Below are 26,131 nucleotides of genomic sequence, written 5' to 3'. Positions count from 1 at the left end.
CTGGTTCCGCGGGAACCGAGGTGGCAGAAGCTACGACGCCAAGGCGTCGGCACCGGCAACAATCTCGGAGAGTTCCTGCGTGATTTCGGCCTGGCGGGCCGTGTTGCGCAGACGCGTGTACTTCTTGATCAGTTCCGTTGCGTTGTCGCCTGCCGACTTCATCGCCCGCTGGCGTGCGGCCAGCTCGGAGGCAGCGGCCTGCAGCATTGCTGCAAACAGGCGTGCTTCGATGTAGCGCGGCAGGAGCGCGTCGAGGACCTGCTCGGTTTCCGGCTCGAACTCGTAGAGCGGCAGCAGGTCCGTCTCGGAGGCCTGCTCTTCCACTACTTCCAGCGGCAGGAGGCGGATGACCGTGGGCTCCTGCGTAACCATCGACTTGAAGCGGGTGTAGACAACGTGGATCTCATCCACTCCGCCGTCTTCGAAGGACGCCGCAAAGTCGGCCAGCAGTGCCTCGCCGATTTCACGGGCGGTGCTGAACTCGGGGGCGTCGGTTCCTCCGGTCCAGACCCGCGCATACTCGCGGCCCCGGAAATCGAAGTAGGCCTGGGCCTTGCGGCCCACGAGGTAGGTCTTGACTTCCTTGCCTTCGGCGTGGAGCAGCTCGTTGAGACCTTCCGCCTGCTTGAGGACGCTGGCCGAGTAGGAACCGGCCAGGCCGCGGTCCGAGGTGATTACCAGGACTGCGGCACGGCGGATCTGCTCCGGCTCAGTGGTCAGCGGGTGGTCGATTTCGCTTTGGCTGGCGACAGCAGAAACGGCGCGCGTGATCGCGTTCGCGTAAGGCAGTGAAGCTGCTACGCGCGCACGGGCCTTCCCGATGCGCGAGGTAGCGATCAGTTCCATCGCCTTGAAGATCTTGCGCATCGACGTGGTCGAGCTGATCTTCTGGCGGTAGACCCGGATCTGGGCTCCCATACTTATCCTTTCCTAACATTCCGTCGCCGGGTGTGCCGGACCCTGCGGCCCGGCACACCTGGACGATGCGGAACTAGCGCTTCTGCTTGACGATCTTTTCCTGGTCAACGTCGCCCTCGGAGATAGCTTCATGCTCCTCGTGGCCGGCGCCTACCAGCTGGTTGTCGCCCTCGCCGAAGAAGCCCTTCTTGAAGTCGACGATCGCGGACTTCAGAGCGGCAACGGTGTCGTCGTCCAGCACGTTGGTCTGGGCCAGCGTGGTGAGGATCGAGGACTTGTGGCGCAGGTGCTCCAGGAACTCGGCTTCGAAGCGGCTGATGTCCTCAACCGGAACGTCGTCCAGGTAGCCGTTGGTGCCGGCCCAGATGGACACAACCTGGTCCTCGACCGGGAACGGCGAGTACTGGCCCTGCTTGAGCAGTTCCATCAGGCGGGCACCACGGGTCAGCTGCTGGCGGGACGCCGCATCCAGGTCCGAGGCGAACATAGCGAATGCCTGCATGTCCCGGTACTGGGCCAGGTCCAGCTTCAACGTACCGGAGACCTTCTTCATGGACTTCACCTGTGCGGCACCACCCACGCGGGACACGGAAACACCCACGTCGACAGCAGGACGCTGGTTGGCGTTGAAGAGGTCCGACTGCAGGAAGATCTGGCCGTCGGTGATGGAGATGACGTTGGTCGGGATGTAGGCGGAAACGTCGTTCGCCTTGGTCTCGATCAGCGGCAGGCCCGTCATGGAACCGGCACCGAGCTCGTCGGAGAGCTTGGCGCAACGCTCCAGCAGGCGGGAGTGCAGGTAGAAGACGTCGCCCGGGTAGGCTTCGCGTCCCGGCGGGCGGCGGAGCAGCAGCGATACTGCACGGTAGGCCTCTGCCTGCTTGGACAGGTCATCAAACACGATCAGGACGTGCTTGCCGCCGTACATCCAGTGCTGGCCGATGGCGGAACCGGCGTACGGTGCCAGGTACTTGAAGCCTGCGGGGTCGGAAGCGGGAGACGCCACGATGGTGGTGTACTCCAGCGCGCCGTTGTCCTCGAGGGTCTGGCGGATGGCGGCGATCGTGGACGCCTTCTGGCCGATGGCGACGTAGATGCAACGGACCTGCTTGGTCACGTCACCGGAAGCCCAGTTGGCCTTCTGGTTGATGATGGTGTCGATCGCGATGGCGGACTTGCCGGTTTGGCGGTCACCAATGATCAGCTGGCGCTGGCCACGGCCGATCGGGATCATTGCGTCGATGGCCTTCAGGCCGGTCTGCATCGGCTCGTGAACCGACTTGCGCTGGGTCACGCCGGGAGCCTGCAGCTCCAGCGCACGGGTGGTTTCGGCCTTGATCTCGCCGAGGTCGTCGATGGGCACGCCCAGCGGGTCGACCACGCGGCCGAGGAAGGCGTCACCGACGGGGACGGACAGAACCTGTCCCGTGCGGTGGACTTCCTGGCCTTCTTCGATGCCGGTGAAGTCACCGAGGATGATGACGCCGATCTCGCGGACGTCAAGGTTCTGGGCCAGGCCCAGGGTGCCGTCCTCGAAGCGCAGCAGCTCGTTCGCCATGACCGAGGGAAGGCCCTCAACACGGGCGATGCCGTCACTAGCGGTGGTTACGCGGCCGACCTCTACGCGCTCTGCGTTTCCGGGTTCGTAGGACGCCGCGAACTCGTTCAGCGCATTACGGACGTCGTCGGCGTTGATGGTCAATTCGGCCATCTGCAGTCCCTGCTCTCCTGTTTTTGTGATCACCGTTAGATGACCGGGGTTTCTATCAGTTTGGTTGTGCTTGTCCGGCTAACCGGCCAGCTGGCGTTGCAGTTCGTTCAACCGGGCAATCACCGAAGCGTCGAGCACTTCGTCACCGACCTGAACGCGGATGCCGCCAATGAGTGCCGGGTCAACGTTGACGTTGACCTTCAGTTCCCGCCCGTACAGCGCGTTCAGGCCCGCCTGGAGGCGGGACAGCTGCGTCGACGTCAGGGGGCGGGTCACGCTGACCGTAGCAATCCAGCGCTGCTGCCGCTTGGCCGCCAGCTCGGCGAACCGTTCCACAAGGCGCGTGGCCTTGATGCCGCGGGGCTGGGTGACTGCCTGGGTGATGAGGACTTTGGCTTCCTCACTGACACCGGGCACCAGCTTTTCGGCAAGCGCAGCCTTGGCGGCGGCGCTGGCCTGCGGCTCGGACAGAGCACGTTGTACCTCGTGGCTGGAAGCCACAGCCTGGTTGAAGGAGAACAGCTCGTTCTCCAGCTCTTCCAGGCCAGTGATGCCGGAGGCAGAAACGGCCGACTTGTTTTCAGCAACGGAAATGACCACCGTTGCGGCAAGAGTCTCGAGTGCATCGCCGATGTCCCGCGCCGATGCCCAGCGTGAACCGGCCAATCCGCCCGCGATCTCTGCGGCATCAGCGGAGACTTTTCCGCCAACCAGCTTCCTGACCAGCGCCGACTTTTCGTCACCGTTCCGGGACGGATCAGTCAGGGCACGGCGCAAGCCAGCCGAGCTGTCCACCATTTCCAGGATTCCGAAGAGTTCCTTTGCCAGCTGCAGCGACGCGGTAGGAAGCTTGGCCTCCAGCGCGGTCAGCGCTGTTGCCAGCGATTCGCTCGATACGCCTGCCATTACTTAGCTGCACCTGCGTTCTGGGTCTCCAGATCTGCCAGGAAACGGTCAACAACCCGTGCTGCACGCTCGTCGTCGTTGAGCGCTTCGCCCACGATGCGGCCGGCAAGGGTGGTAGCCAGGGTGCCTACCTCGGAGCGCAGGGACACAACGGCCGCCTGGCGCTCGGACTCGATCTGTGCGTGGGCCTGCGCAGTGATGCGGGCAGACTCGGCAGCAGCCTTCTCCTTGAGGTCCGCAAGGATCTGTGCACCTTCGGCGCGGGCTTCCTCACGGATGCGGTTTGCTTCGGTGCGGGCGTCGGTCAGCTGCTGCTTGTACTCTTCGAGTGCAGCAGACGCCTCAGCCTGGGCCTTTTCAGCCTTTGCAATGCCGCCTTCAATGGCCTCGGCACGCGCGGCGAAGGTCTTTTCGAACATCGGGACAACGAACTTGACCACGATGAACAAGAGGATGAGGAAGCCCACGAGGACAACGCCCATTTCCCAGAGGTTGGGCATCAGGGGGTTGACTTCGCCCTCAGTGGCGGCTGAGATGATCAGCTGATTCATGTTTCACCCGTCCTTTTCTACTCGGTTCTGAAAGTTCGCTTCGCTCTAGGACTAGAGAACGAAGGCGAAGACCAGGCCGAGGATGGCGAGGGCTTCGGTCAGCGCAAGGCCAAGGAACGCGATCGGCTGCAGCACACGCTGGGCCTCAGGCTGGCGTGCAACGCCGTTGATGTAGGCAGCGAAGACGAGGCCAACACCGATACCACCGCCGATTGCGGACAGACCGTAACCTACGAGGTTGAGATTGCCTTCCATTTTTCTTCCTTTCAAGATGCCACCCATGTGGCAGGTTGTTTGGGTTGCTTCATCCCCGCGAGGGGAATTCTGTAAGTGCCGCCGGAGCGGTGCTCCCGGCGGCGTGGGCCTAGTGGCTGTCGGCGTGCAGGGCACCTTCGATGTAGATCGCGGTCAGCAGCGTGAACACGTAGGCCTGCAGGACCATGATCAGGGCTTCAAGCATGTACATGGCGATGGCGCCGGCAAGCACCAGCACGGACGTGCCCTTGAGCAGGACGTTCTCCTGCATGACCAGGTACTCGATGCCGGATCCGGCAATCATCACGATGAGGTGGCCGGCGAGCATGGTGGCGAACAGACGGAGGCTGTGCGTCACGGGACGGACCAGGAAGTTGGAGATGATCTCGATCGGGATCACGATCGGCAGGATGAACCACGGAACACCGGACGGAACGGTGGCCAGCTTGAAGTAGCGCAGGCCGTTCTTCTTGACGCCGATGGCGATCCAGGTGAAGTAGACGAGCCCTGCCAGCACGTAGGCTCCGCCGACGTGGGAGAACGTGGGCAGCTGGATGAGCGGGATCGCTCCGTAGATGTTGTTCACCAGGATGAAGAAGAACAGGCTGAACAGCAGGGGGACGTACTTGATGAAGTCCCTGCCGCCGATGATGTCCTTGGCGATGCCGTTGCGGACGAAGCCGTAGGCGGCCTCGCCGGCGAACTGGAGCTTGCCGGGTACCAGCTGCTGCTTGCGTGCGGCAAGCACGAAGAAGGTGGCGATAATGGCGACAGAGAGGAGGACCAGCAGCATCTGCTTGGAGAATCCTTCTGCGGCACCCCACGGCAGGATTGCCGGCAAATGCATTTCGTTAATACCAGGAGGAGTAAACTCTCCTGAATCTTGGGCCGGGAGCGCAAGCGCGATCAACGCGTTTCCTCTCTGCAGTGTCCATCATTGGGCGTTGGGCGGGGACCAAGGGCCTGGCGGCCTGCTGTTCCCCCTGTGAAATTATTTGGCATTCGTGTCGCCGTCCTTGGACGGCCCGCTGGCAGCAGGACGCTCACCAGCTTTTTTGCGGGAACTGGTGAGGCCATGCATGTGGGAAAGGTAAAAACCTCCGACGGCTCCAAGCAGAGCGCCTGCGAGCACAATCCAGCGCGTTCCCCACAGATAATCCAGTCCCCACCCTATCAAACTCCAGACGATGATTCCGCCAATGATGTAGCTGAAGACGGCCATCCCGGCGTTGTATCCGCCGTCGGAGTTGTCCCCGGAAACGCCGGGAGCGGATGCGCCGGAGCCGCGGTTGCCGTTTCCGGCAGCGCCGCGTTTGCGTGCGTTACGCATTGGGGGCCTCCTTCTCCTCTGGATCGTTGTAGATCTGCAGGCGGGCTTTGCTGAAACCATGGATCTCAGCAGCCTGCCACAGTACGACGGCGACGACCGCCCCGATGACGAACCAGCGGCCATCGAGCCAGTCAGGGGTACCCACGACGAACAGGACGGCGGCAAAGCCAACCACCTTAATGAAGTAGGTGGCCACGAACATCCCGATCGCACCGGACGGATTGCGCCGTCCCACGAAGTGGCCCACCAGCAGGCTGATGCCGAAGAACAGCATCACCAGCAGGCCGCCAAGGAGACTGGATACGGCGCCGCTGGCTCCGTTGAGGAGGCCCGCAGGGACCGCGCACAGCACAAGTCCGGACACGGCGGCGATGGAGCTGCGCCTGAGCAGGTTCAGCCAGAGCGAACGGGTGGGACCGGAGGCGCCAACGTGGCCATGGCCGGATGCAGGTCCGGACTCGGCGTTGGAGGTCATTCGATCCCAATCGTCGGCACCACATGGCAGATCGCCAGGAGGCAGGGGGTGGAGTGGCAGCTTGGGCTGCACTCAAATTCTACACGAGATAGAACACGGCTAGGTCACCGGCAGGCGGGTCACCTTGGACCGGCGGCGGTACCGGCGGATCAGGTCGGGGCTGGCCAGGTAAAGGACAAGTACCAGCAGGCTCGCGGCCACGCAAAGAGCCACGACAGGAAGCGGCGCCGTGGCGGCCACGAACCCGAGCATGATGACGGCAGCGGTGCATGCCGTGACGGTGGCAGCCGACTGGAGGTGCGTGAAACCGACGTCCGTGAGGCGCTGATAGACGTGCTCGCGGTGCGACGCGTACCACCGCTCCCCCGCCTTGATCCGGCGCAGCAGGGTATAGCCCGTGTCGGCGGCATAGACCAGGATCGGTGAGAGGACGTACTCGACATAGACGCCGCCAAGGAAGCCCGCCACTGCAAGGGCCGCCACTGACGCGCCCAGCAGGTAGCTGCCGACGTCGCCCAGGAAGACCGAACCCCGGCCCAGGTTCCACGGCAGGAACCCGAGGAAGGACATGGCCAGCACCGCTCCGCCTGCGGTCAGCCAGGGCTGCCCCGCCAGCATCCCTGCCACCGCATAGGCGCCGCCGGCCGTGACGCCGTGCAGCCCGGAAATGCCATTGACGCCATCCATGAAGTTGGCAATATTGACGTACGCAGCGATGGCGACCGCAGCCAGCGGCAGCCACCAGAAAGACTGCCCCGTCAGCATGATCAGCAGCGCCGAACCCGCGGCCCCGATGCCCAGTTGTGCCGCTGCCCGGCCACGGATGGACATGCCGCGCAGGTCCTCGATCCAGCCCACCACGGCACACGCGGAAATGATGCCGAGCATGACGGCGGACAACGAACGGTCCACGGTGACGACGCCCAGCAGCACCGCGGCGCCATAGCCGATAACCGTGGCGAGCGCGGTGGCGACGCCCATGCCGCGAAGGGTCACTTTGACGTGCGACGAGCGGGCCGACGGGACATCCACCACGCCCATCCGCACCAGCCACGGCTTTACTGCAAAGGGCAGCAGCAGGCTGGCCAGCAGGGTGATCACGGCGACGAGGACCAGCGGGGTCATGACGCCACCCTGATCTCGCCGGCGTCGTCGGACTGGTCGTCCGGAATGACTCCGTTGATGCCTTGTTCCGCCTCGCACCGGGCCAGCCAGACCTGGAGGTCCAGCTTGTCCGGATCCTGCTCGGTGGCGCGGGTGTGGGAAATCTTCGGATGCAGCGGCCGTTGATCCAGTTCGCCCGTGCCCACGAGTTCCTCGTGCAGTTTCTCACCGGGCCGCAGGCCGGTGTAGATGATCTGCACGTCCTTGCCCGACATCGCGATCATCCGTTGCGCGACGTCCAGGATGCGCACCGGCTCGCCCATGTCCAGGATCAGCACGTCCCCGCCGGCGCCAATGGCGCCGGCCTGGATCACCAGCTGGCACGCCTCAGGAATCGTCATGAAGAAGCGGGTGACGTCGGGATCGGTGACAGTCACGGGACCGCCAACCCGGATCTGCTCGGTGAACAGGGGCAGCATCGAGCCCCGGCTGCCCATCACATTGCCGAAGCGCACGGAGACGAACGTCCTGCCGGTCTGGCCGGCCATCCACGCCGTCAGCTTTTCGGCCACCCGCTTGGAGTGGCCCAGGGCGGTGGTGGGGTTCGCCGCCTTGTCGGTGGAGATGTTCACGAAGTGCGAGACGCCGGCGCGCTGGGCCGCCCGCAGCACGTTCAGGGTGCCGCACACATTGGTCTTCCACGCTTCGACCGGATACTGCTGGAGCAACGGGGCGTGCTTCAGGGCTGCGGCATGGAACACCACTTCCGGCCGGCGGTCCTCGAAGATGTCCCGGAGCGCCTCACCATCACGGATGTTGGCCAGCACCGTATCGCGGCCGGCCAGCAGGCCGCGGCCGGTGATGGAGATTTGGGTCTGCTGCAGCCCGGTTTCGTCGTGGTCCAGCATGATCAGTTCCGCAGGATTGAACTGCACGATCTGGCGGCAAAGCTCCGAGCCGATCGAGCCACCGGCGCCGGTGACCAGCACGCGCTTGTCCTTGATGTACCCGGCGATCTCGTCCACTTTGATGTCGACGGGGCGACGGCCAATCAGGTCCTCGACGGCCACGTCCCGGAAGTCGGAGAAACCGGCAGGAGCACCACTGCCGAGCATGTCCCGCAGTGGCGGCAGCACCAGCACGCGGACGTTCAGCCCTGCCACGGCGTCGGAGATGCGGCGGACCACCGTAGCCTCGACGTTGGCGAAGGCCACGACCAGGACCGTGGCGCGGGTGCGGCGGATGATGGCAGGAAGGTCGTCGCCGCGGCCCTGCACCTGGACGCCGGAGAGGCGGAGGTGTTTCTTGGCGGGATCGTCGTCGATCAGGCCGACGGGAAAGTACGGCGAGTCGGGGTCCTGCAGCATCCGGGTCACCAGCGAGTTCCCGAGGAAGCCGGCGCCGTAGACCAGGGTGTTCTGGGCACCGTCGCCGGGACGGGCCTTGCCCTCCACGTACAGCCGCTTGGCGTACCGGGTGGCGGCCATGAACAGGCAGGCGAAGGGGAAGGCAATAAGGCCCACGCTGCGGCCGATGTTGATGGCCTCGTACAGGACCAGCAAGCTGGCAGTGATCGAGGCCGCGGCGATGACGGTGACGAAGACCAGTGCCCTGGCCTCTTGGAAGCTGCCGAACGGGTACCTGCCCCGGTACAGGGCCAGGGAGTACCCTGCTCCAACCTGCGCGACGATGGCGATGGCGGAGATCACCAGCGCGCCGGCGAACTGTTCGACGCGGATGCCCATCTCATAACGCAGCAGCAGCGCCAGGACGATTGCCACGACCCACGACATGGAGTCCAGGAAGAGCTGGATCCAGATCCAGAGGGCGGGCTTCTCGTCCCGTACTGCGGCAGGTGCGCGCGTTTCAGATTTCGTACTCAACGGAGATTGCAACCGACTTCCACTACCACGGCGGCCAGGCGCCTGTTTCAAAATTCCCCGCCGCAACACTGTCGGACGGCGCCGGGGCCTAGAACGATACTAATCTCTTCCGGTTCCCCGTCCCGGATAGGCGGGCACGGCAGGCATCGGCGTCCAGCCGGTGTCCGCGAGGATGCTGCGGGATTCGCGCCACCCCTGCCACAGTGCCCCGGCCCCCTTGAGGGTGCGTTCGACGAGGACCAGGCGGACGAGTTCCTTGAGGAAGGTCAGTGCGGTTCCGGCCGCAAACCCGGGCGGGTTGTACTTTCCGTGGGCCCGCAGGTACTGCGCAACGAGCCCGCGGTTGCGCATGACGTAGCGGCGGCTCAGGTCCGACGAATCGTTGAGGTGCCGCAGGCCCAGGTCCACCTGCCGCTGTGCGCGGACCTTCTTGATGACGAAAGCGTTGACGTACACCACGGGGGTCTTTTGCGCTGCGAGCCAGCCGTAGATCAGGTCGTCCCAGGTGATGAAGAAGCGGGGGTCCGGCAGGCCGATGGACCGGGCCACGGAGGCGCGGATCAACATTCCCTCGAAATTTCCCACGTTGGTGCGGAACACGTCCGAGTGCTTGAACACATCGCGCGAGACTGGCAGGAAGATACCCAGGGCCTCGACGAAGTGGTGCTGCCAGAAGAACGGGTTGCCGTTTGCGTCATACCTGCGGCCGATCATGCACGAATAGTCCGGTGTGAATCTGTCCAGGGCCTCCACGGCACCCGGGAGCACCTCGACGTCGTCGTCCATCAGCCACAGCCATTCGGCGCCGGCCTCCAGCGCCAGCTCCACGCCACGGGAAAACCCTCCCGCGCCGCCGACGTTCCGCTCCAGCCGTTCGTACTGGATGGGCGGTCCGCCGGCATCCGCCGCACGCGCAACGACGTCGGCCGTGTGGTCGGTGCTGGCATTGTCCACCACGAGGATCCGCGCCGGGGCGGTGCTGAGCCGGGCAAAGGAACCGAGCAGGTTCTGCAGGAAGTCGGCGCGGTTGTATGTCACGACGACGGCGAACAGGTTCTCCACGGCGGCCTAGCTGTTGGCTGACATCAGTTCCGCGGGCGAGCCGAAGCCCTTGCCGCGGAAACCGGTGGAGTAGGCCCGGAACCATTTCGCCAGGCCCTTGAGGTCCCCGGTCTTGAGGAAGTAGTAGGGGAAACCGACGATGTCGGCGCTGAACCAGCGCAGGTTCCGGTACTTCCGGGTGAGGTAGCCCCGGTTCCGGAAGTAGCAGTAGCGCTTGAAGTCGCCCTCCGGAATGACGGGGGTGATGAACCCGCCGAAGACCGGCTTCATCTCGGTCCAGGTGGCAGGATGTTGCACGGCGACGGTAGCCAGGGTGCCGTACTTCAGCCCGGCCTTTTTCACCCGTGACAGGAAGTCCACTTCATCGCCGCGGATGAAGAACTTCACGTCCGGAATCCCGATCTTGTAGAAGACGTCGGTCCGGATCAGCGCGCCGTTGAAGAAGTGCACCATGTCGGGCAAATAGCCCATGGGTGCCAGGCGGGACCGGTCGTTGGTCAGCAGCCCGTTGATGCGGAAATTGAAGGAGAGCCGGTTGGGGTCGGCCGTGGCGGCGACCAGCGGGCTGACGATGTCCAGCTGGTGTTCGGCGGCAGTCCGGAGCAGCTCGGCAAGGCAGCTGCCGTCTTCCGGGTGGCCGTCGTCGTCCATCAGCCAGATCCACTCCGCGCCGCTGGCCATGGCGGCCAGGATGGCGTACGCGAAGCCGCCCGCACCACCGAGGTTCGCCTCGGAGCGCAGGTAGTTGATGTTCTGCGCTCCCCCGGCCTTGATGACGTCCGTGGCCGGAACGGTGCCGGAGTCCACGAGGGCGATCGAGTGGATCGGCGCGGTCTGCGCGGCCAGGCCCTTCAGCAGCAGGCCGAGTTCTTCATGGCGGTCGAACGTTACGGCCGCGACGGCCACTTTGGGCTGCATATCAGTTCCCCGGAAGGTTGTCGGTGTTGACGGCGCTGCTGCCTGCGGCGCTGGGTGCGGCCTCGGGCGCGTCGGGTTCCTCCGCCATGGGGATCTCCCCCAGGCCCAGGACGCCGGGAACGTGTTCGCGGAGCTGGTCCAGGCTGACCGCCCCATTGCGGACCACCCGCAGGCGCGGCCCGGTGGCATCCACGATGGTTGACGGCACGCCGGCCTCGCCCTCGACGGGGCGGGGGCCGCCTTCCAGGTACACCTCGACGGAATCCGCGAGCTGCTCACGTGCGGCCGCGGCTGTCTGGGCCGGCGCCTGGCCGGTGCGGTTGGCGGAGGAGACGGCGAGCGGGCCCGTGAGCGTCAGCAGTTCCAGGGCGACGTCGTCCGCGGGCATCCGCAACGCCACGGTTCCCTTGGTTTCGCCGAGGTCCCAGTCCAGCGATGGCTGGGCATGCAGGATCAGGGTCAGGCCGCCGGGCCAAAAGGCCTCGGCGAGCTTGCGGGCGTCGGCAGAGACCTCCGTGGCGAGGCCGTCCAGGGCGTTGATCCGGGGGATCAGCACGGGCGGGGGCATGGCGCGGCTGCGTCCCTTCGATACCAGCAGCATGGTGACGGCCTGCGGCGAGAAGGCATCCGCCCCGATCCCGTACACCGTGTCCGTGGGGAGCACCACGCACTTCTTTTCACTGATGGCACGCTGGGCATGCTCAAGTCCCTGGGCACGCTGGTCGTCGGTGCTGCAGTCGTAGGTTGTTGTCACTGGCCTATTCTTTCATTCCGTGTGGTCCGGCCCGGCAAGGATGGCGCTGGTGGCGCGCTCCTTGCCGTTGAGGTCCAGATGCGTGCTGATAATGGTCCAGGGTCCCCTGCCGAGCATTGTGGCGATCCAGGCTGCCTGGACTTCGGCATGCTCCATCACGAAGTAGCCCCCGGGGCGCAGGAGCCGGGCAGCGGAGGCCGCTGCCGCCGCCGGGAGTTCCATGCCGTCCGCTCCCCCGCCGTACAGCGCTTCCGGCGGGTCATGGAGGGCCACTTCGGGCTCGTTGGGGATGGCTTCAGCGGGGATGTACGGCGGATTGGACACCACGACGTCGAAGGTTCCGTTAAGCTCCGGCAGCGCGTTGCGCAGGTCCCCCAGGACGAGGTTGACCCCCAGGGGGGCGAGGTTTTTCGACGCCCAGGCGTGTGCGAGGGCACTGTATTCCACGGCGTGCACCTCGGCGCCCGGCACCTCCTTGGCGATGGATCCGGCGATGGCTCCCGAGCCTGTTCCCAGGTCGACGATCCGCGGACGGGCCATGCCGCGCACGTGGTCGATAACGAGCTGTACCACGGACTCCGTTTCGGGGCGCGGAATGAAGACCCCGGGACCCACCGCAAGTTCGAGGTAGCGGAAGTGCGCCACGCCGGTGATGTGCTGCAGCGGCACGCGCCCGGCCCGTTCCGCAACGAGTTCGGCGTAGCCCTCGGGCGCGGGCGTGTCGCCCAGCATCAGCGCGCGGAGCCGGCCCAGCCCCACCTTCAGGAGGTGGTCGGCGAGGAGTTCGGCATCCACGCGGGGACTGGGTACGCCCGCATCCCGCAGGACTGCGGTTGCCTCGGTGACGGCGTCCGCGAGGGACTGGCCTTGCCCTGTTGTCATACCGCGGGTGCTAGTCGCCGATGGCGTCCAGCCGCGCCTGTTCGTCCATCTCGATGGCGGACTGGATGACGGGTTCCAGGTCGCCGTTCATGACCTGGTCCAGGTTGTAGGCCTTGTAGCCGGTGCGGTGGTCCGCGATCCGGTTTTCCGGGTAGTTGTAGGTGCGGATGCGCTCGGACCGGTCCATGGTGCGGATCTGGGACTTCCGCTGTTCGGAGTTGGCGGCGTCGATCTGCTCCTGCTGGTGCGCCAGGATGCGTGCGCGGAGGACGCGCATGCCGGCTTCGCGGTTCTGCAGCTGCGATTTCTCGTTCTGCATGGCCACCACGATGCCGGTGGGCAGGTGGGTGATCCGGACGGCGGAGTCCGTGGTGTTCACCGACTGGCCGCCCGGGCCGGAGGACCGGTAGACGTCGATCTTGAGGTCGTTGGGGCTGATTTCCAGCTCCTCGGGCTCATCAACTTCCGGCAGCACCAGCACGCCCGCGGCGGAGGTGTGGATCCGGCCCTGGGATTCCGTGACCGGGACACGCTGGACGCGGTGCACGCCGCCTTCGAACTTAAGCCGCGCGTAGACGCCTTCGGCGGGATCGTTGGAGCTGCCCTTGACGGCCACCTGGACGTCCTTGTAGCCGCCCAGGTCGGACTCCGTGGCGGAAATGATCTCGGTCTTCCAGCCGCGCGATTCCGCGTACCGCGTGTACATCCGCAGCAGGTCGCCGGCGAAGAGGGCAGCCTCGTCGCCGCCTTCGCCGCCCTTGACCTCCAGGATCACGTTGCGGGCGTCGTCAGGATCGCGCGGAATGAGCAGCCGGCGCAGCTTGGCCGCAGCGGTCTCCAGCGAGGCCTCGAGTTCGGGCACCTCTGCGGCGAACTCGGGATCCTCGGCAGCCATCTCCTTAGCCGCAGCAAGGTCGTCACGGAGGCCCTCCCACTTGTGGTACGCCTCGACAATGCCATTGAGCTGAGCCGACCGCCGCCCCAGCTTCCGGGCAAGCCGCTGGTCGGCATAGACAGCAGGATCCCCCAGCTGCGCCTGGATGGCATCATGCTCATCAAGCAGGCCCTGTACGGACTCAAACATTCTTAAACCTCTTTCGTTCTGCGCTCCATTTTAGTGGGGCGCAGGAATCCAATCCCAAAGCAGGCCGGGCGTATGGTGGGACGGACGCCCGACGCGCGGGTTTTCCGCCCCGGGAGTGGCATCGGGCCTGCCGGAGCGTGGCGGCTCACGTCCGTCAGGACTGAGCCGCCACGCGAAGGGGCGGGGGCGGAAAACCCGCGCGGCGAACCACGCAAGGCACCGACACCCCGCCCCTTAACTCAGCTATTTGTCGTTATCCGACTTCGCACCAAGCGTCGTCTTCTGCACCTGCATGAGGAACTCGACGTTGCTCTGGGTTTCCCGGATCTTGTTGGTGAGCAGTTCAAGGCTCTGCTGGGTCTCGAGTCCGGAGAGGACGCGGCGCAGCTTCCACATGATCTTGACTTCCTCGGGCGAGAGCAGGTTCTCTTCGCGCCGGGTGCCGGACGCGTTGACGTCCACGGCGGGGAAGATGCGCTTGTCCGCCAGCTGGCGGGACAGGCGCAGTTCCATGTTGCCGGTGCCCTTGAACTCTTCGAAGATGACCTCGTCCATCTTGGAGCCGGTCTCGACGAGTGCGGTGGCCAGGATGGTGAGCGAGCCGCCGTTTTCGATGTTGCGGGCGGCGCCGAAGAAGCGCTTGGGCGGGTAGAGGGCTGCGGAGTCGACACCACCGGACAGGATGCGGCCCGAGGCCGGTGCTGCCAGGTTGTAGGCACGGCCCAGGCGGGTCATGGAGTCCAGGAGGACCACCACGTCCATGCCCATTTCCACGAGGCGCTTGGCGCGTTCGATGGAGAGTTCGGCCACGGTGGTGTGGTCGTCGGCGGGGCGGTCGAAGGTGGAGGCAATGACCTCGCCCTTGACCGTGCGCTGCATGTCCGTGACTTCTTCGGGACGTTCGTCCACCAGCACCATCATGAGGTGCACCTCAGGGTTGTTGGTGGTGATCGCGTTCGCGATGGACTGCAGGATCAGCGTCTTGCCGGCCTTGGGCGGGGAGACGATCAGGCCGCGCTGGCCCTTGCCGATCGGGGCCACGAGGTCGATGACGCGGGGACCGATCTTTTTGGGGTCGGTCTCGAGGCGCAGGCGCTCGGACGGGTAGAGCGGAACCAGCTTGGCGAATTCGACGCGGTCCTTCAGCTCTTCGGCGGTCTTGCCGTTCACCGAGGTGACGCGGACCAGGGCGTTGAACTTCTGGCGGTTGGACTGCTGGTTGCGGTCCTCGCCTTCGCGGGGTGCGCGGATGGCGCCGACGACGGCGTCGCCCTTGCGCAGGTTGTACTTCTTGACCTGGGCCAGGGAGACATAGACGTCGTTGGGGCCGGGCAGGTAGCCGGAGGTGCGGATGAACGCGTAGTTCTCCAGGACGTCCAGGATGCCGGCGACCGGCAGCAGGACGTCGTCCTCGGTGATTTCGACGTCGTCCACGTCCGGGCCCTGCGAACGTCCGCGGCGGCGGTCATTGCGGTCGCGGAAGCGGTCGTTGCGGGAGTTGTCCCGGTCCTGGCCGCCGGAACGGTCGTTCCGGTCGCGGCGGTTGCGGCGGTTGCGGCGGCTGCCGCCGTCGGAATCGTCGTTGTCGCGGTTGTCGCGGCCCTCGCGGCCGCCTTCACGCTGGCCGGCTTCGCGGCTGCCGGCGTTGTCGCGGCCTCCGTCGGAGTCGCGGGGGGCGTTGTCGCGGCCCCGCGTGCGGCCGCCTTCGCGGCGCTCGGTGCGCTGCCCTGCGTCGCCGGCCTCAACAGGGGCGGTTTCGGTGCGCTGTTCGGCGCCGCGCTGGTCTGCTGCGGGCTGCTCGGCGGGCGCTTCTGCCGGTGCTTCCTGCACGGAAGCGGCGGCTGCTTCGCCGCGGCGGCGGTTGCGGGTGCGCGGCTGGCGGCGTTCGGCACCTTCGGCTGCCTCGGGGGTTTCCACGGGAGCAGCCGACGGCGCCTCGGCACCGGCGGCGGCAGGTGCAGGGGCGGTTTCGGCGGCGGGAGCTTCGGTTGCCGGGGCAACCACGCCGTCGCTGACGGCGCGGCGGCTGCGGCCGCGACCGCGGGCCCGGGTGCCTTCCGCGGCGGGAGCCTCAGCTGCTGCAGCCTCCGGAGCGGAGGCAGGCGCGGCGGCGGGAGCCACGGGGCTTTCGGTGGCCTTCTCCGCTGCCTTGGCAGGGGCCTTGGTGGTCAGGGTGCCTGCACGGTGCGCGGAGATGGCCGAGACCAGGTCCCCCTTGCGCATGCGGGATCCGCCGGAGATGCCGAGCTGGCTGGCGAGGGCCTGCAGCTGGGCGAGCTTGAGGCCGGCGAGGCCGCTGCTCTTGGCGGTTGCAGCCGGCGCACCGGCTGCAGAAGATGATAGTTCCACAGCTGGCGACAGCTCAGTGGTTTCGGTCACGAAGGATCCTTCCCCCTCGACGGCGTCCAGACTGGGAGCTGGACGCGATGATGTGATCTGGGCTGCAGTTCAGATCTGCAGCCGGGATTTCGGCCTTGCCGGTTGGATTTCGGCCAGCAGGGCCGGATACTGATTCACCTTGCGTTGCACCCGTGGCGCAACACCGGGCTGACGGTTCAGGGGCAGTTGGATGCTGCAGGTTCCTGCGACAGACCAAGCAGGCGGCACCGGAATACATTCACAGTCGTAGATCAAAAAGCAACTGATGCAGGAGCAGATCAGATAGGCGGAATTACCGCCGGTGCAAGTCCACCTTAGCACCTTCAACGTCCACTGCGAGCTTCAGAACACGCCAGCCAATGCCGGGCGTGTTCGCTGCGGTGAAGGCATCGATGAAGGCGAGGGCATCGTTGGCCTGGTCGGCGCCGTTGGCGAGCACCAGCACGGTGGGCCCGGCCCCGGAAACCACCGCCGCGTAGCCTGCCTTGCGGAGGGCCGCGATCAGCGCTGCGCTGGGGCGCATTGCCTCGGCGCGGTAGCTCTGGTGCAGATAGTCCTCGGTGCCGGCCAGCAGGAACTCCGGCTTGGCGGTGAGCGCATGGATCAGCAGCGCGGCGCGTCCCGAGTTCATGGCGGCGGCATGGTGGCCCACCGACGCCGGCAGCAGCGCACGGGCCGCCTCCGTGGACAGCTCGTAGTCGGGGACGGCAACGATGGGAATGACCGATCCTACGACGTGTGCACTGGTGCTGCTGTACTGCTCACTGTCCTGCCATGACAGCGCCAGTCCGCCGAAAATGGCGGGTGCCACGTTGTCCGGGTGGCCTTCCAGTTCGCTGGTGAGCTGGAGGATCCATTCCTTCCCGCGCCTGCTTTCGGCCGGAACCATCGCGTTCGCAGCGGAAACAGCGGCCACCACGGCGGAGGCGGAAGAGCCCAGGCCCCGCCCGTGCGGGTTGACGTTTTCGGCAGTCACCTTCAGGCCGCCGTGCCGGTACCCCAGCCTTTCAAACGCCGCATCCATGGCCCGGATGACCAAGTGGCTGGCGTCGCGCGGCAGCGTCTCGGCACCTTCGCCGCGCAGGTCGAACACCAGTTCGTCGGTGTCCAGGCTCTCGACGGTCAGGGTGTCGTGCAGTGCCAGGGCAAGGCCCAGGCTGTCATAGCCGGGGCCAAGGTTTGCCGTGGTGGCGGGGACGCGGACGGTGACGCGCTGGCCCGGCTCGATCAGTTGCAGTCCGACGGCGGCCTGCGAGGTGGTGTCCAAGGCTATTTTTCTTCCAGTCCCAGTTCAGCTGCCACGGTGACGACGTCGTTGGGGACCTTGACCGGCTGGACGTCGCTGCCGTCTTCGGTGCGCAGGGCCCACTGGGGATCCTTGAGTCCGTGCCCGGTAACGGTGATGACGATCGTCTTTCCGCTGGGGACCTCGCCTGCGGCGTGCTTCTTGAGCAGGCCGGCCACGCCTGCAGCGGAACCGGGTTCCACGAAGACGCCTTCCTTTGCAGACAGCCAGCGGTGCGCGTTCAGGATTTCCTCGTCCGTGACGGCGTCGATGAGTCCGCCCGATTCGTCACGGGCCCCCACCGCGCCGTCCCAGGAAGCAGGGTTGCCGATGCGGATGGCGGTGGCGATGGTGTCCGGTTCCGTGATCGGGTGGCCGGCGACGAAAGGCGCAGCCCCGGCGGCCTGGAAACCCCACATGGCGGGGCTCTTGGTGGACACGGCCGGGAGGGTGCCTGCAGTTTCGGATTCGAAGGGTGCGGAGTACTCCTTGTAGCCCTTCCAGTACGCCGTGATGTTGCCGGCATTGCCCACGGGCAGGACGTGGATGTCCGGGGCGTCGCCCAGTGCGTCGACCACTTCGAAGGCACCCGTCTTCTGGCCCTGGATGCGCGCGGGGTTGACCGAGTTGACCAGGAACACCGGGTAGGACTCACCCAGCTTGCGGGCGATGTCCAGGCAGTTGTCGAAGTTGCCGTCAACCTGCAGCAGGGTGGCACCGTGGGCGATGGCCTGGCTGAGCTTGCCCATGGAGATTTTGCCTTCGGGTACCAGGACGGCGCACTTGAGGCCGGCAGCGGTGGCGTAGGCGGCGGCGGAGGCGGAGGTGTTGCCGGTGGAGGCGCAGACCACGGCCTTCGCCCCGGAAGCCACTGCGGCGGTCATGGCCATGGTCATGCCCCGGTCCTTGAAGGAGCCGGTGGGGTTCATGCCCTCGACCTTGAGGTAGACCTCGGAGCCGGTGAGCTCGGAAAGCTTCTGTGCGTGCACCAGCGGGGTGCCGCCCTCCCCCAGGGTGATGACCCTGGTGGATTCCGTCACGGGCAAACGGTCAGCGTATTCGCGGATGACGCCGCGCCATTGGTGAGCCACTTAGACTCCTTCTACCCGCAGAACGGATGTAACTGAATTGATGACGTCCAGGCCCTTCACGGCCTCGACGGTGGCTGCAAGGGCAGCCTCTGACGCGCGGTGGGTGACGATCCGCAGCTCGGCGCTCTCCACGTTGGATTCCGCGTCGCGGTGGATGGTCTGCCGCATGATTTCGATCGAGACGCCGTGCTCGGCGAAGAGCTGGGCGATCTTCGCCAGCACGCCGGGCTGGTCGGCAACGTCCAGGCCGATGTAGTAGCTGGTGGTGGCCGCGTCGATGGGCAGGGCGGGAACGTGGCCGGTGGTGGTCTCGGTGCGTCCCGGGCCACCCAGGACCAGGCGCCGGGCGGCGGAGACGAGATCACCCAGGACGGCAGACGCCGTGGGGGTTCCGCCGGCGCCCTGGCCGTAGAACATCAGTTCACCGGCGTTTTCGGCCTCGATGAAGACGGCGTTGAAGGCGCCGTGGACAGCGGCCAGCGGGTGCTCGCGCGGCAGGAGGGTGGGGTGCACGCGGACGGACACGCCTTCCTTGCAGTCGGCATCGACCAGTTTTTCGGCGATGGCCAGCAGCTTGATGACGAAGCCAGCGTCCTTTGCTGCTGCGATGTCCGAGGCGGTGACGGACGTGATGCCTTCGCAGTGGACGTTCTCCAGCCCGAACCGGGTGTGGAAGGACAGGGAGGCAAGGATGGCGGCCTTCGCGGCGGCGTCGTGGCCTTCGACGTCTGCCGTGGGGTCCGCTTCGGCGTAGCCAAGGCGCTGGGCTTCGGCCAGGGCATCAGCGAACTGGGCGCCGGTGGTGTCCATCTGGTCAAGGATGAAGTTGGTGGTGCCGTTGACGATGCCCAGCACGCGGGTGATCCGGTCGCCGGCGAGGCTGTCCCGGATGGGGCGCAGGATTGGGATGGCACCGGCCACGGCGGCCTCGTAGGAGAGCTGGACGCCGGCTTTGTCAGCCTCTTCGTACAGGGTGGGGCCGTCCTGGGCCAGCAGGGCCTTGTTGCCGGTGACCACGCAGGCGCCGTTGCGCAGCGCGGACAGGATCAGCGTGCGGGCGGGCTCGATGCCGCCCATCAGCTCGATCACCAGGTCGGCGTCCTTGACCAGGGTTTCGGCGTCGGTGGTGAAGAGTTCCTGGGGAAGTTCCACCTCCCGGTCCGCGTTGACGTTGCGCACCGCAATCCCGCTGAGCTGCAGGCGGGCTCCGGTACGGGCGGCAAGGGCGTCGGCATCCTCAATGAGAATCCGCGCAACCTGGGCCCCAACGTTGCCACAGCCCAGCAGGGCTACTTTCAGGGTTCGCATTTCCGTCATTCAGGCTCCCATGTCGCGGTTCAGCAGATCTTCTTCGGTTTCCCCGCGGACAATCAGCCGGGCAGATCCGTCGCGCACCGCGACAACGCCCGGCCGGGCCAGATAGTTGTAGTTGCTCGAGAGGGCCCAGCAGTAGGCGCCGGTTCCCGGTACAGCAAGCAGATCACCGGCTGCCACGTCCTCGGGCAGATATACATCTCTAACAACTATGTCGCCGCTCTCGCAATGTTTGCCCACGACGCGGGACAGCTGCGGGGCCGCCGCTGACGTGCGCGAGGCAAGAATTGCGGAATAATCCGCGTCGTACAGCACCGGCCGGGCGTTGTCGCTCATGCCGCCGTCCACCGAAACATAGCGGCGCGGATACGTAACGTTGTTGCCGCCGTCACGGTCGCCGGAAACTGCCGGGGCGTCGACGCGGACGGTCTTGAGCGTGCCCACCTCATACAGGGTGAAGGTGGTGCTGCCCACGATCGCGCGTCCGGGCTCGATGGAGATGCGGGGCGCAGCGATGCCCAGCTCGGCGCAGGTGGAACGCACGACGGCGGCCATTGCCGTCGCGATTTCCGCCGCGGGGCGGGGGGTGTCCACCGGGGTGTAGGCGATGCCATACCCGCCGCCGAGGTCCAGCTCGGGCATGGTGATGGAGTACTTTTCCTGCATGGCTGCCAGGAACCGGAGCAGCTTTTCGGCGGCCAGCGCGAAGCCGTCCGGCTCGAAGATCTGCGAGCCGATGTGGCAGTGCAGGCCGAGCAGCTCGATGCCGGGATGGACCGAGGCCGCTGCCACTGCTTCCTCGGCGGCGGAGATGCCGGCCTCGTCGGTGGTGTCGGCCGCCATGGAGAGGCCGAACTTCTGGTCCTCGTGGGCGGTGGCGATGAACTCGTGTGTGTGGGCGTGCACGCCGGGCGTGAGCCGGAGCATGACCTTTGCCTGTTCGCCGCGCGTTTGGGCGATCGCGCCGACCCGGACCAGTTCGGCGAGGCTGTCCACCACGATCCGCCCCAGCTTCATGTCCAGGGCACGGTTGATTTCGGCGTCGGATTTGTTGTTGCCGTGCAGCGCCACCCGTTCCCCGGCGATTCCGGCGCGGGCCGCGACCGCCAGTTCGCCGCCGGAAGCGGTGTCCAGGCGCAGCCCTTCCTCATCCACCCACTTCACCACGGCGGTGCAGAGGAAGGATTTGCCGGCGTAGTAGACGTCCACGCCGCCGCAGATGTCGGCGAAGGCGGCATCGAAGGAGTCCTTGAAGGCGCGGGCCCGGGCCCGGAAGTCGGACTCGTCCATGACGAACAGGGGCGTGCCGAACTGCGCCTTGAGCTCCTGGACGTCCACTCCCCCCACGGTGAGGACACCGGCGTCGTTGCGGACCACGCTGCCGGCCCACATGGGCTCGTGCAGCGTGTTCAGGTCGGCCGGGACCTGCAGCCATTCGGGGGCAAGCGGGGACGCGGCGGTGTTCGAAGCTACTGACATCTTGTTACATCCGTTCCGGCGCGGAAACGCCCAGCAGGTCCAGGCCGTTGGCCAGCACCTGGCTGGTGGCATCGTTGAGCCACAGCCGGGTGCGGTTGAGGTCGGTGACGGCTTCGTCGCCCATGGGGGCGATCCGGCATGCGTCATACCAGCGGTGGTAGGCACCGGCGATGGTTTCCAAGTGGCGCGCCACCCGGTGCGGTTCGCGCAGTTCCGCGGCCTTGGCAATGACCGAGGGGTAGCTGCCGAGGTAGGACAACAGCTCGTTCTCCGTGGCGTGGTCCAGCAGCGAGGCGTCGAAGCTCTCCTGGCCGTCCACGTGGCGCTCGACGCCGGCAGCGACAGCGTTGCGCGCGGCTCCGCGGGAGCGGGCGTGGGCGTACTGCACGTAGAACACAGGGTTCTCGTTGCTGTGCTTCTTCAGCAGCTCCGGGTCCAGCGTCAACGGCGAGTCCGCGGGGAAGCGCGCCAGCGAATAGCGCACGGCGTCCTTGCCGAGCCAGTCGATCAGGTCCTTGAGCTCGATGATGTTGCCGGCCCGCTTGGACAGCTTGGCACCGTTGACGGACACCAACTGGCCGATCAGGACTTCGATGTTGACCTCGGGGTCGTCGCCGGCGGCGGCCGCGATGGCCTTGAGCCGGTTGATGTACCCGTGGTGGTCGGCGCCCAGGAGGTAGATCTTCTCGGTGAAGCCGCGGTCCTTTTTGGACAGGTAGTAGGCGGCGTCGGCGGCGAAGTAGGTCGGCTCGCCGTTGGCCCGGATCAGCACGCGGTCCTTGTCGTCGCCAAAGTCCGTGGTCCGCAGCCAGACTGCGCCGCCGTCGTCGAACACGTGGCCCTGCTCGCGAAGGCGCGCCACGGCACTTTCGATCGCGCCGGCGTCGTGCAATTCCTGCTCGGAGAAGAAAACGTCGAATTCGACGCCGAAGTCCGCCAGGGTGGCCTTGATGTCCTTCATCTGCGCCTCGTAGGCGGCGGCGCGGATGACCGGCAGGGCGGCAACTTCGGTGAGTTCGCGGATGTCCGGGTGGGCGGTAAGGACCTCGTGGCCAAGGTCGGAAATGTACTGGCCCGGGTAGCCTCCGTCGGGTACGGGAAGGCCGTGGAGGCGGGAGTAGACGGATGTGGCGAAGGTGTTCATCTGTGAGCCGGCGTCATTGATGTAGTACTCGGCCGTGACGTCAGCGCCGGAAGCGCGCAGCACCCGCGCAATGGAGTCGCCCAGCGCGGCCCACCGGGTGTGCCCAATGTGGAGGGGGCCGGTGGGGTTGGCGGACACGAACTCCATGTTGACGGTGCGCCCGGCGAGCGCGGCGTTGGTCCCGTACTCCTTTCCGGCCTCGACGATGGTTTTCGCGAGGGTACCGGCTACGGCGGCGTCCACCGTGATGTTCAGGAAGCCGGGGCCGGCAATGTCCACGGCGGAGACGCCGTTGATCGACTTCAGGCGGGCGCCGAGAACGCTCGCAAACTCACGCGGATTGGTGCCGGCCTGCTTGGCCAGCTGCAGGGCGATGTTGGTGGCCCAGTCGCCGTGGTCCCGGTTCTTGGGTCGCTCCACGCGCACGTCCTCGGGAACTGCTGATGCCGCAAGGGCAATCTCGCCGGCGGCGACGGCGTCCTTGAGGCAGGCGGATATGGCGAGGGAAAGTTCTTCGGGAGTCACCCCTCTAGACTACCGGGGGCCGGTGACAGCAAAGAATTTGGAGCCCGGCCGCTGCCTGCCGCTACTTAAGCCTGTGAAGCGTGGCAAACAGTGAACCAATCGCGCCCCTCCGGCGTTGACAAGACCGTAGCCACAGGCGCGGGACGTAACCGATAAACGAAACGGGAGCCTTGATGAGATTCTCCAGGCCGAAAAGCACTGTCACCCAGGGGGCAACAACTGCTGGCGCAGTAGGCAAGCGCGTCTTTGTTGGGATTGCCGGCCTATCCCTGGCGGGAACCGTGGCCGGCTGCGCACCTTCCTCCGCCGAAACCACTCCGGCCGCCCCCTCGGGCGGAACGTCCACGCTGGCGGGCAGCGGGGCCCAGTACAAGGACGGGACCTACAGCGCGGACGGAAACTACGTTTCGCCCAACGGCACGGAGACCGTGGGCGTGCAGCTGACGCTCGCGGCAGGCAAGGTCACGGACGTCCGGATCACCCAGCACCCGTCCAACCCGAACACCCGCAAGTTCCAGGGCGAATTTGCCGGCGGCATCGCAGCGCAGGTGGTGGGCAGGAACATCGACGAACTCAAGGTCTCGAAGGTAGCCGGCTCGTCGCTGACCAGCGGCGGGTTCAACCAGGCGCTTGAGAAGATCAAGTCGGAGGCGCAGTAAGGCGTGTCCGCCGGCCGGGAGGACTTTGCGTTTACGGGGATCGGGACCCACTGGGTCATCTCCACTTCCCTGCCGCTGCCGCCGTCCCTGCGGGCGCGGCTGCTGGACAGGGTTGAAAGGTTCGACGCCGCGTGGTCCCGCTTCCGGCTCGACTCCCTGGTGGCGGCAATGGCGCGGGAACCCGGCAGCTACAGTTTCCCGGCGGAGGCCGCCGCCCTCGGCGACCTGTACGCAACGCTGTACCGCGTTAGCGCCGGCGCCATGACGCCCCTCATCGGCGGCAGCCTGGAACGCCTGGGATACGGCGCCGGCTATGCTCTGGAACCCGCCGGGCCTCCGCTGCCGGCCCCTGCCTGGGAATCGGTCCTGGCGTGGGAGGGAACCACCGTTACCGCGGGCGCCCCGGTGGTGCTGGACATCGGCGCCGCGGGCAAGGGCCTGCTGGTTGACCTGCTGGCCGCCGAACTCGCCGCCGCCGGGGTGGAGAACTTCGTGGTTGACGGCAGCGGAGACCTTTTGGCGCGGGGAACGGAGGGCGTCCGGATCGGTCTCGAGCACCCGTACAACCCTGCCCAGGCCATCGGAATCGTTGACCTGGCGGACCGGTCCCTCTGCGCTTCTGCCGCCAACCGGCGCGCCTGGGGGGACGGACTGCACCACGTCCTCGACGGGACCACTGGGCAGCCGGTCCGGACCGCCGTCGCCACCTGGACGCTTGCGGACTCCGCCATGGTGGCCGATGCCCTGGCCACCGCACTGTTCTTCGTCCCCGGCGCAGTGCTTGACGAAGTGTTCGATTTCTCCTGGCTGACCGTATTCTCAGACGGCAGCGCCGCCTATTCGCCCGGATTTGAAGGGACACTGTTCTCATGACCCCCGTGGAAACCCCGGCTGCCGCTGCGTCCCTGGCCGGGCGCATGGCCGGCGCCGTTGGCCGGTACACGATGTACCGGCTCATCCTGCTGGTCCTTGCTGCCCTCGCCGCATACAGCCTGCTGCTCAACGTGCTGGGCTGGCTGACCTTTGGCGTTCCGGAAATGCTGGCGCACCTGGTGCTGTGCCTGGGCCTGACCTACGCCTCCAACCGTGCGCTGGCGGCGCTCTTCCGGGTGAACCCGCATTCGGAGTCCTCCCTGATCACCGGGCTGCTGCTGTATTTCCTGTTCTGGCCGTCCCTGCAGCCAATGGATCTGGCCGGCGTGGCGCTGGCCTGCCTGCTGGCATCGGCGTCGAAATACGCCCTGGCCTGGCGCGGGCGGCACATCTTCAACCCGGCTGCCGCCGGAGCCTTCGTCACCGGACTCACAGGGCTCAACGTCGCAACGTGGTGGGCCGCAACGCCTGCCATGCTGTGGGTGCTGGTTCCGGGCATTGCGCTGGTGCTCTACCGGACGCGCAAGTTCCCCATGGGCTTAGTGTTCATCCTGGTTGCCACGTCCATCATCACCGCGGAGCTGATGCGCTCCGGCATGTCAGCCGGGACGGGTCTGTGGCAGGCACTGGCCCAGCGCCCCGTGCTGTTCTTCGTGGGGTTCATGCTCACCGAGCCCCTGACCCTGCCTCCCCGCCGCTGGCAGCAGCTGGCACTGGCCGCCGCGGTCGGGGTGGTCTTCGCCGTCCCCTACAACCTGGGCTTCCTTGCCAATTCGCCGGAGGCTGCCCTGCTGCTCGGCAACCTCCTCGCCTTCATTGCGGGCCAGCGGGGCAGCGTAAGGCTGCAGTTCACGGGCGTCCGTCCGCTGACGCCAAGCACCGCAGAGTTCTCCTTCAGGCCCTCGCGTCCGGTGCGCTTCCTGCCGGGCCAGTACATGGAGCTGGACCTTCCGCACACCGGATCCGACGGAAAAGGCCGACGCCGGGTGTTCAGCCTTGCAGGTTCCCCGCAGGAACGTGCGGTGAAGTTTGGCGTGCGGACAGCCGGGCCGTTGTCCCACGCCAAGAAGGCCCTCCTGGCATTGCAGCCCGGCGATGAGGTGATGGCCACCTCGGTGGGCGGGGACTTTGTCCTCCCCCGCGACCCGCAGCAGCCCGTGCTGCTCATCGCCGCCGGAATCGGCATTACTCCCTTTGTCTCACACTTGTCATCGGGCGGCCTGCACCAGCGGGACGCCGTCCTCCTGTACCTCGCCAGGAGTGCGGATGAAATTGCCTACGTTGAGGAGCTCCGCGGGTCCGGCATCCGGGTGCTGGTGCAGCTGGCCGACGGTTCGGAGCCTCCTGCCGGCTTGACTGCTGCGGGCGGCCGCAGCGGGAACGCGGGCAGCAGGCTGGACGGGGATGCGCTGCTGGCCCTTGTCCCCGATATCGCCGGTCGCGAGGTCTACGTTTCGGGGTCGCCGGCCAGCGCCGCCTCGCTCCGCCGGGCCGCCAAAAGCGCCGGTGCACGGCGGGTGCATGTCGATTCGTTCTCTGGTTACTGAGG

At 66.4% G+C, this 26,131-nt stretch carries 24 protein-coding genes; 3 read left to right on the top strand and 21 right to left on the bottom strand.

Annotation, left to right across the window (positions count from 1 at the left end; translation table 11 throughout):
• Nucleotides 1-30: 30 nt before the first annotated feature.
• The 21 genes from AC3IMC_RS04970 to argS form a co-directional block, all read right to left on the bottom strand.
• Nucleotides 31-918 carry a F0F1 ATP synthase subunit gamma gene (locus tag AC3IMC_RS04970; protein WP_454484388.1) on the bottom strand — a complete coding sequence of 296 codons (888 nt, stop codon included), beginning with the start codon at nucleotides 916-918 and terminating at the stop codon, nucleotides 31-33.
• 73 nt (nucleotides 919-991) lie between these two features.
• Complete coding sequence (atpA, locus tag AC3IMC_RS04965) at nucleotides 992-2,629, bottom strand: F0F1 ATP synthase subunit alpha (RefSeq protein ID WP_490917302.1); 1,638 nt, start codon at nucleotides 2,627-2,629, stop codon at nucleotides 992-994.
• 78 nt (nucleotides 2,630-2,707) lie between these two features.
• On the bottom strand, nucleotides 2,708-3,535 hold the full coding sequence (locus tag AC3IMC_RS04960; protein WP_490917301.1) for a F0F1 ATP synthase subunit delta: 828 nt from the start codon (nucleotides 3,533-3,535) through the stop codon (nucleotides 2,708-2,710).
• Nucleotides 3,535-4,086 (bottom strand): F0F1 ATP synthase subunit B, encoded by a 552-nt coding sequence (locus tag AC3IMC_RS04955; protein ID WP_490917300.1) that lies wholly within the window; start codon nucleotides 4,084-4,086, stop codon nucleotides 3,535-3,537. Before AC3IMC_RS04955 ends, AC3IMC_RS04960 begins: the two co-directional genes overlap by 1 nt.
• A 51-nt stretch (nucleotides 4,087-4,137) precedes the next feature.
• A complete protein-coding gene (gene atpE / locus AC3IMC_RS04950) occupies nucleotides 4,138-4,341 on the bottom strand; it encodes an ATP synthase F0 subunit C (RefSeq protein ID WP_009356484.1) in 204 nt (67 codons plus the stop codon).
• Nucleotides 4,342-4,450: 109 nt separating this feature from the next.
• Nucleotides 4,451-5,251, bottom strand: a complete 801-nt coding sequence (atpB, locus tag AC3IMC_RS04945; RefSeq protein WP_056335080.1) for a F0F1 ATP synthase subunit A — start codon at nucleotides 5,249-5,251, stop codon at nucleotides 4,451-4,453.
• A gap of 81 nt (nucleotides 5,252-5,332) precedes the next feature.
• Entirely contained in the window at nucleotides 5,333-5,671 is a 339-nt protein-coding gene (locus tag AC3IMC_RS04940) for an AtpZ/AtpI family protein (RefSeq protein ID WP_490917299.1), read from the bottom strand.
• Nucleotides 5,664-6,146: a Cg1360 family ATP-synthase-associated protein gene (locus tag AC3IMC_RS04935; protein WP_490917298.1), complete on the bottom strand. Its 483-nt coding sequence runs from the start codon at nucleotides 6,144-6,146 to the stop codon at nucleotides 5,664-5,666. The genes AC3IMC_RS04940 and AC3IMC_RS04935 overlap by 8 nt, the downstream gene beginning before the upstream one ends.
• 99 nt (nucleotides 6,147-6,245) lie before the next feature.
• Nucleotides 6,246-7,271, bottom strand: coding sequence for an MraY family glycosyltransferase (locus AC3IMC_RS04930; protein ID WP_490917297.1), 1,026 nt, complete (start codon nucleotides 7,269-7,271; stop codon nucleotides 6,246-6,248).
• Entirely contained in the window at nucleotides 7,268-9,133 is a 1,866-nt protein-coding gene (locus tag AC3IMC_RS04925) for a polysaccharide biosynthesis protein (protein ID WP_490917296.1), read from the bottom strand. The genes AC3IMC_RS04930 and AC3IMC_RS04925 overlap by 4 nt, the downstream gene beginning before the upstream one ends.
• Nucleotides 9,134-9,232: 99 nt before the next feature.
• Complete coding sequence (locus AC3IMC_RS04920; protein ID WP_490917295.1) at nucleotides 9,233-10,195, bottom strand: glycosyltransferase; 963 nt, start codon at nucleotides 10,193-10,195, stop codon at nucleotides 9,233-9,235.
• A gap of 6 nt (nucleotides 10,196-10,201) precedes the next feature.
• Complete coding sequence (locus tag AC3IMC_RS04915) at nucleotides 10,202-11,113, bottom strand: glycosyltransferase (RefSeq protein ID WP_490917294.1); 912 nt, start codon at nucleotides 11,111-11,113, stop codon at nucleotides 10,202-10,204.
• A gap of 1 nt (nucleotide 11,114) precedes the next feature.
• Nucleotides 11,115-11,867: an L-threonylcarbamoyladenylate synthase gene (locus AC3IMC_RS04910; protein ID WP_490917293.1), complete on the bottom strand. Its 753-nt coding sequence runs from the start codon at nucleotides 11,865-11,867 to the stop codon at nucleotides 11,115-11,117.
• Between the two features lie 12 nt (nucleotides 11,868-11,879).
• A complete protein-coding gene (prmC, locus tag AC3IMC_RS04905; RefSeq protein WP_490917292.1) occupies nucleotides 11,880-12,749 on the bottom strand; it encodes a peptide chain release factor N(5)-glutamine methyltransferase in 870 nt (289 codons plus the stop codon).
• Nucleotides 12,750-12,759: 10 nt separating this feature from the next.
• The gene (gene prfA, locus AC3IMC_RS04900) at nucleotides 12,760-13,833 is read right to left on the bottom strand and encodes a peptide chain release factor 1 (protein ID WP_461856253.1); all 1,074 of its coding nucleotides are present in this window, start codon (nucleotides 13,831-13,833) and stop codon (nucleotides 12,760-12,762) included.
• Nucleotides 13,834-14,076: 243 nt separating this feature from the next.
• On the bottom strand, nucleotides 14,077-16,212 hold the full coding sequence (rho, locus tag AC3IMC_RS04895) for a transcription termination factor Rho (RefSeq protein WP_490917291.1): 2,136 nt from the start codon (nucleotides 16,210-16,212) through the stop codon (nucleotides 14,077-14,079).
• 292 nt (nucleotides 16,213-16,504) lie between these two features.
• On the bottom strand, nucleotides 16,505-17,479 hold the full coding sequence (gene thrB, locus AC3IMC_RS04890; protein ID WP_490917290.1) for a homoserine kinase: 975 nt from the start codon (nucleotides 17,477-17,479) through the stop codon (nucleotides 16,505-16,507).
• A gap of 2 nt (nucleotides 17,480-17,481) precedes the next feature.
• Nucleotides 17,482-18,588 carry a threonine synthase gene (thrC, locus tag AC3IMC_RS04885; protein WP_490917289.1) on the bottom strand — a complete coding sequence of 369 codons (1,107 nt, stop codon included), beginning with the start codon at nucleotides 18,586-18,588 and terminating at the stop codon, nucleotides 17,482-17,484.
• On the bottom strand, nucleotides 18,589-19,905 hold the full coding sequence (locus AC3IMC_RS04880) for a homoserine dehydrogenase (RefSeq protein WP_490917288.1): 1,317 nt from the start codon (nucleotides 19,903-19,905) through the stop codon (nucleotides 18,589-18,591). It lies immediately after the preceding gene.
• Nucleotides 19,906-21,381 carry a diaminopimelate decarboxylase gene (lysA, locus tag AC3IMC_RS04875; protein ID WP_490917287.1) on the bottom strand — a complete coding sequence of 492 codons (1,476 nt, stop codon included), beginning with the start codon at nucleotides 21,379-21,381 and terminating at the stop codon, nucleotides 19,906-19,908.
• 4 nt (nucleotides 21,382-21,385) lie between these two features.
• Entirely contained in the window at nucleotides 21,386-23,050 is a 1,665-nt protein-coding gene (gene argS, locus AC3IMC_RS04870) for an arginine--tRNA ligase (protein ID WP_490917286.1), read from the bottom strand.
• A gap of 173 nt (nucleotides 23,051-23,223) precedes the next feature.
• Between argS and AC3IMC_RS04865 the strand changes: the two genes are divergently transcribed.
• The 3 genes from AC3IMC_RS04865 to AC3IMC_RS04855 are packed head-to-tail and all read left to right on the top strand — an operon-like array spanning nucleotide 23,224 to nucleotide 26,129.
• Nucleotides 23,224-23,709, top strand: a complete 486-nt coding sequence (locus AC3IMC_RS04865; protein WP_490917285.1) for an FMN-binding protein — start codon at nucleotides 23,224-23,226, stop codon at nucleotides 23,707-23,709.
• A 3-nt stretch (nucleotides 23,710-23,712) separates the two neighbouring features.
• Nucleotides 23,713-24,582, top strand: a complete 870-nt coding sequence (locus AC3IMC_RS04860; RefSeq protein ID WP_490917284.1) for an FAD:protein FMN transferase — start codon at nucleotides 23,713-23,715, stop codon at nucleotides 24,580-24,582.
• Nucleotides 24,579-26,129 (top strand): ferredoxin--NADP reductase, encoded by a 1,551-nt coding sequence (locus tag AC3IMC_RS04855; RefSeq protein ID WP_490917283.1) that lies wholly within the window; start codon nucleotides 24,579-24,581, stop codon nucleotides 26,127-26,129. The genes AC3IMC_RS04860 and AC3IMC_RS04855 overlap by 4 nt, the downstream gene beginning before the upstream one ends.
• Nucleotides 26,130-26,131 lie beyond the last annotated feature (2 nt).

It is taken from the genome of Arthrobacter sp. E70 (assembly GCF_058266945.1).
This window is presented reverse-complemented; position numbering and strand designations above follow the sequence as displayed.